The organism is Pseudomonas palleroniana (assembly GCF_022836895.1).
Classification (GTDB): Bacteria; Pseudomonadota; Gammaproteobacteria; order Pseudomonadales; family Pseudomonadaceae; genus Aquipseudomonas; species Aquipseudomonas palleroniana.
The window spans coordinates 4,566,771-4,579,819 of record NZ_CP092411.1; the positions used below are offsets into that span (position 1 = coordinate 4,566,771).

13 protein-coding genes are annotated in these 13,049 nt (G+C 59.9%); 8 read left to right on the forward strand and 5 right to left on the reverse strand.

The annotated features are described in order from the left end of the window. Positions 1-111 precede the first annotated feature (111 nt). Both MJP36_RS20310 and MJP36_RS20315 read left to right on the forward strand, forming a co-directional pair. The gene (locus tag MJP36_RS20310; RefSeq protein ID WP_090372049.1) at positions 112-999 is read left to right on the forward strand and encodes a nitrilase family protein; all 888 of its coding nucleotides are present in this window, start codon (positions 112-114) and stop codon (positions 997-999) included. 14 nt (positions 1,000-1,013) lie between these two features. After that, on the forward strand, positions 1,014-2,180 hold the full coding sequence (locus MJP36_RS20315) for a hypothetical protein (RefSeq protein WP_244383892.1): 1,167 nt from the start codon (positions 1,014-1,016) through the stop codon (positions 2,178-2,180). Positions 2,181-2,241: 61 nt separating this feature from the next. On the opposite strand, the gene MJP36_RS20320 is transcribed toward MJP36_RS20315, so the two are convergent. Beyond that, the gene (locus MJP36_RS20320) at positions 2,242-2,862 is read right to left on the reverse strand and encodes a transglycosylase SLT domain-containing protein (RefSeq protein WP_060756436.1); all 621 of its coding nucleotides are present in this window, start codon (positions 2,860-2,862) and stop codon (positions 2,242-2,244) included. 78 nt (positions 2,863-2,940) lie between these two features. Next, on the reverse strand, positions 2,941-3,909 hold the full coding sequence (locus MJP36_RS20325; protein WP_161550153.1) for a hypothetical protein: 969 nt from the start codon (positions 3,907-3,909) through the stop codon (positions 2,941-2,943). A 175-nt stretch (positions 3,910-4,084) separates the two neighbouring features. On the opposite strand from MJP36_RS20325, the gene MJP36_RS20330 reads away from it, so the two are divergent. Both MJP36_RS20330 and MJP36_RS20335 read left to right on the forward strand, forming a co-directional pair. Then, positions 4,085-5,581, forward strand: coding sequence for a PAS domain S-box protein (locus MJP36_RS20330; RefSeq protein ID WP_244383893.1), 1,497 nt, complete (start codon positions 4,085-4,087; stop codon positions 5,579-5,581). A gap of 102 nt (positions 5,582-5,683) precedes the next feature. Then, positions 5,684-5,956, forward strand: coding sequence for a DUF1652 domain-containing protein (locus MJP36_RS20335; protein ID WP_090372055.1), 273 nt, complete (start codon positions 5,684-5,686; stop codon positions 5,954-5,956). Here the strand turns inward: MJP36_RS20335 and MJP36_RS20340 are convergent. From MJP36_RS20340 to MJP36_RS20350, 3 genes are all read right to left on the reverse strand, one after another. Continuing rightward, on the reverse strand, positions 5,919-7,112 hold the full coding sequence (locus MJP36_RS20340; protein ID WP_090372057.1) for an MFS transporter: 1,194 nt from the start codon (positions 7,110-7,112) through the stop codon (positions 5,919-5,921). The genes MJP36_RS20335 and MJP36_RS20340 overlap by 38 nt on opposite strands. A 76-nt stretch (positions 7,113-7,188) precedes the next feature. Then, a complete protein-coding gene (locus tag MJP36_RS20345; RefSeq protein WP_060756441.1) occupies positions 7,189-7,497 on the reverse strand; it encodes an RcnB family protein in 309 nt (102 codons plus the stop codon). 77 nt (positions 7,498-7,574) lie between these two features. Beyond that, complete coding sequence (locus MJP36_RS20350) at positions 7,575-7,943, reverse strand: nuclear transport factor 2 family protein (RefSeq protein ID WP_244383894.1); 369 nt, start codon at positions 7,941-7,943, stop codon at positions 7,575-7,577. 46 nt (positions 7,944-7,989) lie between these two features. On the opposite strand from MJP36_RS20350, the gene MJP36_RS20355 reads away from it, so the two are divergent. The 4 genes from MJP36_RS20355 (at position 7,990) to MJP36_RS20370 (ending at position 13,049) form a co-directional block, all read left to right on the forward strand. Beyond that, on the forward strand, positions 7,990-8,547 hold the full coding sequence (locus tag MJP36_RS20355; protein WP_104993258.1) for a helix-turn-helix domain-containing protein: 558 nt from the start codon (positions 7,990-7,992) through the stop codon (positions 8,545-8,547). An 11-nt stretch (positions 8,548-8,558) separates the two neighbouring features. Continuing rightward, entirely contained in the window at positions 8,559-9,905 is a 1,347-nt protein-coding gene (locus MJP36_RS20360) for a glutamine synthetase family protein (RefSeq protein ID WP_244383895.1), read from the forward strand. Positions 9,906-9,933: 28 nt separating this feature from the next. Then, a complete protein-coding gene (locus MJP36_RS20365) occupies positions 9,934-11,034 on the forward strand; it encodes a DNA alkylation repair protein (RefSeq protein ID WP_244383896.1) in 1,101 nt (366 codons plus the stop codon). Positions 11,035-11,189: 155 nt separating this feature from the next. After that, positions 11,190-13,049 (forward strand): DUF3857 domain-containing transglutaminase family protein, encoded by a 1,860-nt coding sequence (locus MJP36_RS20370; protein ID WP_244385654.1) that lies wholly within the window; start codon positions 11,190-11,192, stop codon positions 13,047-13,049.

Here is a 13,049-nt window from a genome sequence, read left to right on the forward strand (position 1 = left end):
AGAAATAGACTACTACGCAGTAGGAACCATCCGACTTTCATTTAAACAAGTTGTCACCTCTTATAAACGCCCAACCATTTCCTGGTTGTATAACAATAAGAGGTCATCTTCATGAGCGAACCAATAAGCCCCGCCCGCGTAGCGGTCATCCAGCTTGACCCTCAAGTCGGTATCGACAACCGCGCCAACAACCTGCACCAAAGTCTTGCATTGGCAACCGAAGCCGTGAACGGCGGCGCCAACTTGATCGTACTGCCCGAACTTTCCAATTGTGGGTACTTCTTCAGCAGTCGCCAGGATGCCTTTGATCATGCCGAAACGGTACCGGACGGCGCCAGTGTACGGGCGTGGATTGATTTTGCCTGCAGGCACCAGGTGTATCTGGTTGCGGGCTTGAGCGAAATTGACGACACGCGTTTGTTCAATACAGCCGTCCTGTTAGGGCCCGACGGGTTTATCGGAAAATATCGCAAAGCTCATTTGTGGAACCTTGAAAAGCTCTGGTTTTCCCCCGGAGATACAGGTTTTCCGGTGTTTGAAACGCCCATCGGCCGCATCGGTTTGCTGATCTGCTGGGACATCTGGTTTCCAGAAGTACCGCGCATTCTCAGCCAGCAAGGCGCCGATATCATTTGCAGTCTGAATAATTGGGTTTGGACACCACCGCCATTATTCGACGACGCAGGCAAATGCATGGCCTCGTACCTGACGATGACCGCGGCCCATGTGAACAACGTATTTATCGCGGCTGCCAGCCGCATTGGTGAAGAGCGCGATGCCCGTTATCTCGGTTGCTCGCTGATTGCAGGAACCAATGGCTGGCCTATCGGCGCTGTCGCTTCGCCCAATCGCCAGGAAATCCTGTTCGCAGACATCGATATCACCAGTGCCCGAAGCGCGCCAATCTGGAACAGCCTCAATGACCTGCAACGCGACCGACGCACTGACCTCTACGATCAAATGCTCGGGTATTGCCAACACCCTGCCCTGCCACGCTGATCGGAGGGGCACCCATGGAAACGTTATTTACCAAGGCAACACTCGTCCGATCGAGAGCCGATACCACGGTCTTCATCCTGGGTTTGATAAGCGTATTGCTGGTGTTCTGGGTCACCCTGAGTCATCAAGGGTCTTGGCCGGGCTATGCCGAAATGACCGAAAGCCTGCCCCATCCCGCTGCCTGGCTGCGCTGGATACTCGGGGACATCAGTGAAGTTGCCTTCTACAAGCACGAGCTTGCTTCGCTCGGTTTGCTGGGTGGCGCCTACCTGGCTTGGTGGGCAAGCAAGCGCGGGAAAACCTGGCAAGGTTTTTCCATTTCCTATGGTACTGGGCTATGGCCTTGGCTAGTCACCAGCTCGCTGCTGGGGCTACTGCTGAGCAACTTGTTATGGGGGTGGAGCGTCAGTTCCGAGACATGGCAACCGACGTTTGCAGCCTTCGTCTCATTGCCGGCGGCGATGGTGCTGATGTTCGGTGGAGGCTGGAAGGTTACGTTCAATGGTGCGTTATCAGGGGCACTGCTGGTTACGCCGATGTGTCTCTTGATCGTGAACTTTGTATGCACGCCACTGGGCTTACCGGTGGTGATCGGCAATGTGCTGGGCATGGCGACTGGGAGTGTCATCGCGTTCCTGCTTTGCCATCGTCTGCCTGCACTGGTGCGGTCGGACTACATCGCGCCCATCAGACCCATGCCGGCCAAGCCACCCACCTATGGCGTAGTGTGGAGCCTGCGCCGGGTGTTGGCGGACTTCTCTGAAGCCCCCTTTTTCGGAAATGAGCTGGCCAGCCTTGGGCTGCTGGCCGGGGTGCTACTGGCATACGCCCTTAACCCGCTCAGTCCGGCTTATGGGTCGGGCCTGGTGTTGCACATGATCGGCGCGCAGGCCCTGACATCCGCGCTGGGTGTGGTGATCTGGCGGCAACAATGGATCAAACGGGGCTGGTATCCAACCTACGTTCCGCTGGTATCGGTGGTGCCTGCGGCAGTATTGGCACACGGTGGCAGTTGGACGGTGATCGGCTCAAGTGCCTTACTGGGCGCACTGATTGCACCGCCCCTGGCCTGCGCAATGGCTGGGCGAATGCCCCCGCACTTTCATCCGTATATCGGCAATGTAATAGCGATGGCGCTAAGCACGCTGCTGGTGGTGCCGCTGGTGGGCTGGTTAGCCTGAGTCACTGAGGTTTTCCCACGCTGTACATTGAACAGCGTGGGAGCAGCCAAACATTTCGACCTCACAACCACCGCCAAAACCGACTCCAGAACCCCCGCCCCAAATCATCCTTGCACCCGGCATATTGCGCCGCATACATCTGCGAGCGTGCCTGCACCTTGCTCGCCACCGGTGGCAGCCAGGCTTTGGCGGCGTAGGTGCGTTGGCGGTAGCCGCCCCACCCTTCGTGGTAGTTCAGGTATTGGCCATAGGCGTCGTATTTGTAGACGCCATTGATGGTGTAGGTCTTGTCCATGTACCAGCCGACAAAGTCGATCGCGTCGTCGAAGTCCTGGCGGCTGGCGCCGCTGCGGCCGGTGCTTTTGCGGTAATCGTTCCACACCTCATCTTTGGCCTGCGCGTAGCCGGCGGCCGTGGAGACGCGGCCCCAGGGGATGATCCAGAGCAGATATTTACGCGGGGCCAAGGCGTCCTGCCGGAAGCCGGACTCCTGGTACATGATGGCGAACGGTACCTGGATCGGCACGCCCCAGCGCTTTTGCGTGACTTTGGCGGCGTCGTACCAGTCGTCCTTTTCGCGGAAGATGCCGCAGATATCATTGGGTGTGCGTGGCGGCGAGGTGCCGCAGGCCGCCAGCAGTGAGGTGAGTAACAACAGTCCGACGGCTTTGCCTGCGCTCAAGGGGCACCTTTGTGTGATACGCGTAAAAAGCCGGCATTTTACGCGTTCAGCGAAGCGGCGTCCTTGCCGCAAACAGCTTTACGCCAAAGGTACGCGACGCGTTGTCAGTGCCAGGCGTCCTACCAGGAAACTCAAGGCAGCACCCAGCAACAGCATCGCCAAGGTGCTCCACGCTGCGCGGGACACTTGCTTGGCCGCCACTTCACCGGCCTCACGAGCCTTTTGCTCGGCCTGTTGCTTGAGCTCATCGACTTTCTGCACGGCTTGTTGATACGCCTGAGCATAATTGTCGACGATCTGGGTGGCCTCAGCCTTGCTCTTGCCGGTACGGGCCGCAACGATGTTGATCAGCGCGTCTTTATCCGCGGCATTCAAGGCAGGTTCGCCGGAGGCTTTGACCCGATCGAACCACTGCTTCAACGCATCGCCGGCCTGGGTCGGGTCCGTAGCGGCAGCCGTCGCCGATTGCTTGCCATCGGCCGTCGCCTGATCGGCTTTCTGCTCAACGTTGGCCGGGTCCAGTTCAGGTTTACCGCTTTGCTTGAGCAAAGTGTCGAGCTGACTTTGCAGGCTGTTCCAATCCAGGTGGATGCCCTGCTCGTCCAACTGCTGCTTGACGCTGTCGCTGATACCCGGCGCCACAGCGGCGATGCCACTGCCGGCAGCGGACAGGCCCTTGCCGACCACATTGCCCGCCGTACCCACAACGCCGGAGGCCAATGCCGCCAACAGCCAAGTGGTGAACAAGGTGGTCAAGGTCCAGGTGAGTACGCCGTGCAAGCCACCGCGATCCGGTGCGGTACGCCCCGCCACAAACGCGCCAGCGGCAATTGCCAGCAGCGTGGAGACAAACAACCAGATACCTGCGCCCGTACCAAAACCCCGCAACGGGTTACCCGCCTCCATCGGGTCGATGGCACTGGCGCCGATGGCGGTGCCCAACACACTGAGCACCAGGTAACTCACCAGGGCAATTGCACTACCGGCCAGCACAGAGCTCCAGGACACGCGAAATGCAGAACGATGGGTTTCATAGACAGTGGTCATGTTCGATCCTTTGACAGTGATTGACCGTTTCAGTCTGGCGAGCGCGCTGTCCGGCGTCCTCGTTCAAATGCACCATGCCACCTGGTGCATTCGCACCCCCGCATGGGGAATTGCTCTGCACTATCCTGATGCCCGGATGTCGTACTTCCATGCGCCCAAAACCCAAGGAGATTCTATGACCCGGGACGTTCTTGCCAAAGAAACCAACCGTCGCCAACTGCAGCAGATCATTTCCGGGCTGTCCGACGGTGTGATTCTGGCCGAAGTCGACCAGACCATTCTCTGGGCCAACGAAGCCGCACTGCGCATGCACGGTGTGGAGTCAGTCGTAGCATTGGGCGCCAACACGCAGGAGTACGCGCAGCGCTTCGCCCTGCGTTATCGCAACAACCACCCGGTGCAACTGGAAAACTACCCCCTCGCTCGTGCAGCGGCGGGCGAAGAGTTCAGCGATGTGATGGTCGAAGTCACCCCCTGCGCAGAGGAGGAGAAAACCTGGGTACACCGCCTGCGCAGCCTGGTCATCACCGACTCACACGATGAACCCGAACTGCTGGTGCTGATCCTCAGCGACGCCACCGAATGGGCCAGCGCCGAGCAGCGCTTCGAAAAAACCTTCAATGCCAACCCGGCACCGGCGGTGATCTGCCGCTTGAGCGACCTGCGCTACATCAAGGTCAACCAGGGCTTTTTGGAGATGACCGGCTACAACCGCGATCAGGTCATCGGCAAATCCGTCTATGAACTGGACGTACTGGAGCAGGCCGAGCGCAAGGACCTGGCCATCCAGCGTCTGGGTGAAGGCTCGACCATCCCGCAGATGCAGGCCGAATTGCGGCTGCCTGAAGGGGGTAGCAAACTGGTGATCGTCGCCGGCCAGCCGCTGGACATGAACGAAGAAGACTGCATGCTCTTTTCGTTCATGGACCTGGAGCCACGACGCAAGGCGGAAATTGCCTTGCGCCAGAGTGAAGAGCGCTTCGCCAAGTCGTTCCGACTGACGCCCGTACCCACCCTGATGTGCAGCGCGGACAACCGCCAGGTCGTGGATATCAATGAAGCCTTCATGGATATCACCGGCTATACCAGTGAGGAATTGATTGGCAAAGCCATTGAGGAAATCGACTTTATCGACAACCCTCAAGCGAGTGAGCAACTGTTTGCCAACCTGGAAAAAGCCGGTCGGCTGGAAGGCCAGGACATCAGGGTGCGCAAGAAAGGCAATGAAGTGATCGACTGCGTGGCCTCCGCCGACACCGTGATCATCCAGGACGTGCCCTGCTACCTGCTGGTGCTGATGAACATCACCGAACGCAAGCGCACCGAGCTTGAACTCGTCGCGGCGATCGAGGAAGTGATGCAGGACGCGTCCTGGTTCAGCCAGACCCTGATCGAGAAGCTCGCCAACGCCAAGAGCGTCAAGAGCCCCAATTTGCCGAACGTGGCCTTTACCGACCTCACCGCTCGAGAGCGCGATGTGCTGGGTTTGATTTGCGAGGGGCTGGCCGACAAGGAGATCGCCTCACGCCTGAAACTGGCGCCCAATACCGTGCGTAACCATGTCGCCACGGTGTATTCCAAACTGGGGGTGCACAGCCGCAGTGGCGCCATCGTCTGGGCCCGTGAACGCGGGCTGTTCGCCGGTGAGTTGCGCCTGAAAAACAAGCCATGAAAGTGCAAATGCACTAGTGCGACTAGTGCGAACTCACCTTATTGCGGCCCAGGCTAAGCCATAACCTTCAAGGCATCGTATTGATGCCATGAAGGAACCCGCATGTTTACCGTCTCTCAATTGCGAAACTGCATCGAAGAAGGCCTGTCGCCACTGACCTGCGAATTCACCCTGTGCCGGGACGCATCCCTGACTCTCAAGGTCTTCGACGCCGCAACGGGCCGGGTCGACCTGGTGGTCACCGGGATCAGCACCAACCGACTGCAGACCCCGCAAGAAGTCGCCAAGATGGTCGAAGAGCTACGCTACGAGCTGGAAAGCAACAACGTGGGCAAGCTTACGCTGGATGATTTGCCTTCAACGACGCCCCAATGAAATAGAACACTCCACCGCCGACAATGAACGCCCCCAGCATGTAGAACAGGGTGTGGGCCGGCAGGTTGGCCAATACCAGCCCGCACAGCACCGGCCCCAGCGCGGCGCCCAGGTTGGACAGGTTCTGCGCCCCGTAATACATGCCACGCAAGTGGTCCGGGGCGATCCGGTCGATAAACATGTACTCGGCCGGGAACACGATGATTTCCCCCACGGTAAATACCGCCATCGCCACTACCCACCACACCACGCTGGTGGCCAGCGCAAAGCCGATCAAGCCCAACATGAACATGCCCAAGCCGGCGACCAGCCACTGGCCCAGGTAGCGGTGCGAGATGCGCCGGCCAATCACGTACTGCAAGGCGATAACCCCCACGGCATTGGTGGTGAGCACGGCGCTGATCACGGTGTAGGTGTATTGCGCTGTCGTGGTGGTGACCAGGTACTGCGACAGCCAGGCGGTGAATTGGCCGAACACAACGGCACTGAGGACGCCGCCCAGGGTAAAGCACACCAGGCGATGATCTCGCAGCAGCACACGGCCTACGGCCATGAACGGCACGGGTTTTTGCGTGGCATCGACGCTGGTCAGCGTGCGATCGCCCCAGCGCCAGTACAGCAGGAAAAACCCGACGCCCAACAGCGCCGACAGCAGAAACGGCAGGCTGATATCCAGCTTGGCCACTACCGCCCCGAACGCCGGCCCGATCGCATAACCGATATTGGTCAGGGTGTACTTGATGGAAAACACTTCACTGCGCGCGTCTTCCGGCAACAGGCTGGCGAAGCCGGCTTTCACCGCAATATCGATCACGGCGTAGGCCAGGTTGATCAGGATCAGGCAGCTGTAGAACGCCCAGATATTCCCCGCGAGCACCGTGCCGATAAAGCCCAGTACAAACAGCGCGCTCAAGCCGAGCAGCAGGCGATAACTGTTGATGCGGTCGACCAGAAAGCCGCCGTAGACACTGAGCAGCGAGCCGACAATCAACGAACTGCCGATCACCAGGCCAACCTGGGAGATATCGAGGCCAAAGCGGCTGGTGAGGTAAATGACCAGGTAGGGAAAGGTGATTGCCTTGGCCAACGTCAGCATCAATGTGGCGGACAGCAACAGGTTAACCGTGCGGGGGTAGTTTCTTATTGTGGCAAGCATCCTGCTCTCTTTCTTTGAAGGTAACGCGGTCCGTCGGGCCGGTTACCTTAACGCAAGAGCAGGGTGTTACGGGAGGTCATTTTTTAACGGGAGTGATCTCGAGAATGGTGCCGTTGGTGGTCTTGAGCAACACGAATTTATCGCCGACCCGCGCCCACTGGCTGTCGGCTTCAGGCTGCTTGAGACCGTGTTTTTTCCAATTGCTGATCGCCGATTCCTTGCGCATCAGGATATCCGGGGCACGGTCGCCTTCCTTCAAGTCACGGGCGTTGATGCTTGAAGGTTGCACGGTTTCCTGCGGAGTATCATTGGCTTGCACGACGAAGCTGGCAGTGGACAGGCCGGCGGTGAGCAGCAGGCAGGCAACGAGGGCTTTTGACTTCATGGAAACTCCTTCAATGAATGATGCGTACCCAGGTTACGACCGCCTACCGGTCTGAACATTCAACCGGCAATCGGCGATTATAGGTCCGCAGCGGGTGTGCCCTGATGAAACACCATCCGCCACTGCCCTTCCTCCTCCCGCCACACCGAACTGCGTAGCGAATCGCCCACGCCCTCCCGGTGGCAGCGATAGGTCACCAGCGCAACGCCCTTGCTCAGCAGGTTGAGCGCAAACTCAGTCATCCGGCGTTCGCAAAACACTTCATCCTGCAACCCGGCAATCACCTGAGCCTTGCTACCCCACACATGGCCGCTGGCACCAAATTCAACGAAATCATCCGCCAGCAACTGCGACAGCCGCGCCGCATTCAAACGGGTGGCACCGCCTTGCAGCTCCCGCTCCAACTGGAACAAAAGCGCTTCCAACGTCGTCCTCATTGCTCGCATGAAATAAATCCTGTAATTTTTCATGAAATTATTCGACATAAATTTCATGAACCAACAAGAAGAACTTGCCGTCCTGGCCACCCTCATCCACGACCTGCGCAAGCACAAGAAACTTACCCTGGCCCAACTCGCGCAAAAAATCGAGCGTTCGGTGGGTTTTCTGTCCCAGGTCGAACGTGGCCTGTCGCGACCGACCGTGGCTGACCTGACCGCCATCAGCCACGCCCTCGACGTGCCCACCACTTACTTCTACAGCCTGCCCAAACCCAAGGCGGTGGATTGGGTCACCCGGCCCAACGAGCGGCGCACGGTGTATTACGCCAATGGCATCACCGACATTCTGGTTTCGCCCAGCATGAACGGCGCCTTCTCGATGCTCGACAGCCTGCTGGCACCCGGTGCCAACAGCGGCGAACAAACCATGAGCGACCGCGCCGAGCAGGCCGGCTTCGTGCTGGAGGGTCAATTGACGCTGTGGGTGGAGGGCGAAGCCGAGTCGGTCACCCTGGGCCCCGGCGACAGCTTCCACCTGGCCAGTTTCGCCCACTGTCGCTACGCCAACCTGACCGATCTGCCCGCCCGCGTACTGTGGGTTTACAACTAGGAGCTGCACCCGTGAAAAGCCATTGCTCGACGTTGCTGGCCGAAGTCCGGACCTTTCGCCAGAACCACCCCGACGTACGTTATGTCGACCTGATTGCCCTGGATATCCCCGGGCACTTCTACGGCAAACGCTACCCCGTGGAGATGCTGGAAAAGGTCGCCGCCGGCAGCCCCTTGAAGCTGCCGCAAAACGCCGTGCTGCTGGGGGTTCAGGGTGGGTTGTTCAAGATTGGTGATTACTGCTTCAACGACGGCGACCCGGATGCCAACCGCCGCCTGGTGCCGGGTACGCTCAAACCCGTGACCTGGGAAAAACAGCCACTGGGCCAAATGCTGATCACCTCCGACGGCACCGAAGTGCCCATCGAATTCGAACCCCGTGAAGTGCTGGCCAAAGTGCTGGAACGCCTGCAACACAAGGGCATCCACCCGGTAGTGGCGTTCGAACTGGAGTTCTATTTGTTCGACAAGCAACTCGACAACGGCCTGCCGCAATTTGCCCGCGACGCGCTGAGCGACGACGCCGATGACCAGCCCAACCTGCATATCGAACGCCTGTCGCGCTTCAGCGAGGTACTGGACGACATGGCACAGACCGCCAAGGACCAAGGCATCGACATCACAGTGATCACCGCCGAGCTCGGCCCCGGCCAGTTCGAGATCAACTTCGGCCATCTGGACGACGGCCTGCGCGCCGCCGACTGGGCCGCCCTGTTCTGCCGCAGCACCCGTGGCGTGGCGCTCAAGCACGGTTACCGCGCCAGTTTCATGGCCAAGCCCTATCTGCAATATCCCGGCAGTGGCATGCACGTCCATGTGAGCCTGTATGACGCGGCGGGCAACAACCTGCTGGCGGCGCACCAGCAACAACCGCTGCGCCATGCCGTGGCCGGTTGCCTGGAGTTGTTGCCGCACTGCATGCCGATTTTCTCGCCCAACCACAACGCCTTCCGCCGCCTGGGCGGTACGGTCAACGCGGCGACCCGCGCCAGTTGGGGTTTTGAGGACCGTGACGCCTGTGTGCGCATCCCCGAGTCCGACCCACGCAACCTGCGCATCGAGCATCGCCTGGCCAGTGCCGATGCCAACCCGTATCTGGTGCTGGCCGCCATCCTCGCCGGTTTGGAGCATGGCCTTGAAGCCAAACGCGAACCCATCGCACCGCTCAACGAAGACCGCACCAGCGGCGCCGACTTCCCCCTGGAAATGCTCGACGCCGTGCGTGCCATGCAGCACCAACCGGTATTGCGCGATAAGCTGGGCGGCGAATTCGTCGACGTGTATTGCGAAAACAAACGCCAGGATCACTTGGCCTTCCACCAAGAGATCGCGGCACGGGAATACCGCTGGTTTCTCTGAACCGCCCCCACCCTGCATGGACTCACCGATGACCGAACAAAGCGCCCCGGCCCTCAAGGAAATCTTCAACCTCGAACGCCTGCAACACATCGCCACCGAGATGACGGCGGTGTACCCGGATTTCGACGCCAAGGGCTTCCTCAAGCGCGCCAAGGCGGGGCTTGCCGAGTTGTCGGTGATGCAGCGCATGGCGCGGGTCAGTGAAAGCCTGCATGCGGTCATCCCACTGGATTACCCGCACACCCTCAAGCTGCTTTATGCGCTGGCCCCGCGCCTGAACAGCGGGTTCGTCAGCCTGTTCCTGCCGCACTACGTGGCCAGTTACGGGCGTGACGACTTCGAGCGCTCCATGGCCGCGCTCAAATACTTCACCACCTTTGGTTCAGCCGAATTCGCTATCCGCCAGTTCCTGCTGGACGACTTCGAACGCACCCTGGCGGTGATGCGGACCTGGTCGCTGGATGCCAATGAACACGTGCGTCGCCTCGCCAGCGAAGGTTCGCGCCCTCGCCTGCCCTGGTCCTTTCGCCTGGGTCAAGTGCAAGCCAACCCCGAGCTGTGCGCGGTGATCCTCGACAACCTCAAGGCCGACAGCAGCCTGTACGTGCGCAAATCGGTGGCCAACCACCTCAACGACATCACCAAGGACCACCCGGACTGGGTGCTCACCCTGATCGAAGGCTGGTCCCTGGATAACCCGCACACCGCCTGGATCGCCCGTCACGCACTGCGCAGCCTGATCAAGCAAGGTAACAGCCGCGCGCTGACGATCATGGGCGCGGGCGACAAAGCCGAGGTGAAGATTCATCACCTTTGCGTCACACCGGCCGTGATCCGCCTGGGGGAACGCATCAACCTGTCTTTCAGCCTGGAATCCACCGCCGCCGCTGCGCAAAAGCTGGTGGTGGACTACGCCATCGATTACGTCAAAAGCGCCGGTCACAGCGCGGCCAAGGTGTTCAAGCTCAAGGCATTTACCCTCGGCGCAGGCGAGCGTCAGAGCATCCGTCGTGAACAACATATCCGCGAGCTGACCACGCGCAAGCACTACCCCGGCAAACACGCGGTACATGTCTTGATCAATGGCGAAAAGCTTGCTAGCGCCGAATTCGAACTGCTGAACCCCTGACATAAATCATAGAAAAGGCTCTATCTCGGGCCTTACAGCCAATATATTGTCGAACAATCCTGGCCTTTATTGTTGCGATCCATTATCATTCGCCGCCTTCTCACTACCCATCGGGTAGTTGTTTCAATGTGTCACCCGAGGCGCCAATGTCCCGTTTGTACCGTTTTCCGTTTCACCGCCCGTTGCTTGCCCTCAGCCTGGGCCTCGCTGCCCAGTCCACCTACGCTGCGTTGCAACCCATGGCCGAAGCCCCGCTGGCCAGCGACACCGAACTGCACTGCCACTTCAACCGCGACGCCAGCACCGACTGCACCACCACCTACCACTACACCATCCTCAAGCCCAACGGCCGCGAAATGCTTTCGCGCATCGACTTCGATTACTCCGAAGGCGACACCTTTGAAGTGATCAGCGCGCAATCCACCCAACCCGGCGCGAAGCCGGTAGCACTGGGTGCCGCACAGATCGACACACGCACCGCGCCCAACCCGGACCAGGGTTTCAGCCGCGACAAGCAGACCTCCCTGGCCTTCCCCAACTTGCGCGTTGGCACACAGATCCGCCTGACCGTGCGCGAACACAACCCCGCGAAACCGCTGATGACCCAGTTTCACTACGCGCTCAAGTTCGGTCCCAGCGCGACACGGCGCGACCACTTCAAGGCGCGCTTTACCGCCGAGCGGCCGATCGAATGGCGCAGTGAATTGTTCGAAGGTTTCAAGGTGACGCCCTCGGCCAACGGCAAGACTCTGGACGTAGTGCAAACAGCCCCCGCCTACCTGAACTACATCAACGAATCCGCCAACGCCGCCCTGTTGCGCATCCCGCGCCTGGAGGTGGGCAGCGCACTGGATCGCCAGGCGTATTTCGGCGATTTCGCCCAACGTTACAACCAGATCCTTGGGGCCAGCCTGCCCACGCAAAGTGCCGCCGCCGTAGTCGCCGCACGCGGCCTGGCACCGGCCGAACAAGTCGCCGCACTGATGCAACACATCAACGACCACTACCGCTACCTGGGCGACTGGCGCGCCACCGAACGCGGCTACGTGCCGTTCAACCTGGCGGAAATCGAGCAGCATGGTTATGGCGACTGCAAAGACCTGGCGATTCTGCTGACCGCCATGCTCAAGGCCAGTGGCATCAAGGCCGAGACGGCCTGGGTCAGCCGTGGCGATGTGGTCGAGTCCTTGCTGATCCCCGGCACCCTCGCCCCGAACCACGCCATCGTGCGTGCCGAAGTGGATGACCAGGTGTGGTGGCTCGACCCGACCAACCCGGTGTTTGCGCCCGGCCAGGTGATGCCGGACATCCAGGACCGCTGGGTACTGGTCAACGATGCCCAGGGCCAGGTACGCGAAGAACACATCCCGCTGGAACGCCCCGAAACCACCCTGCTCCTGGATAAAAAAGTCCACTTCGACAAACAGGGCAACGGCGCGACCCAGGCCACCATCACCTTCAGCCGCCTGCCGCTGATGCAACTGAGCGTCGCCGACCGCCAGCAAGGCGCCACTGCCACCGACCAGAACATCTGCGCCAACTTCGGCAACGAGATCAGCGACTGCCACATCACCCGCGAGCCCACCGCCTTCGTCATGCACGATGGCTATACCGTCAAAGCCACCTTGAACGACCAGCATGCCCTGGAAAAACTGGCGAACGATTACGTCTACAGCGATGCATCCTTGAAAGATCGCTGGGACAGCTTCATCAACTATCGCCGCCACGGACAACAGGCTGAACTGTACCTGGGCAACCCCGAAACCAATGACTACACCATCACCCTCAGCGGCGGGCAGATGGAAAAAGCCATCCCCGGATGCCAAGTGCGCTCGCCCTGGTACGACCTGGACCTCGACGGAACCCTCAAGGATGGCGAACTGCGCTACCACTACCGCTTGAGCCAGAAAAAGCGCTGGCTGGCCCACGATGAGATTGCCAGCGAGGCGTTTGGCACGATGATTGAGAATGCGCGCGCGTGTGCCGAGCAGGTGCATCAGGTGGTGAAGCTTTAA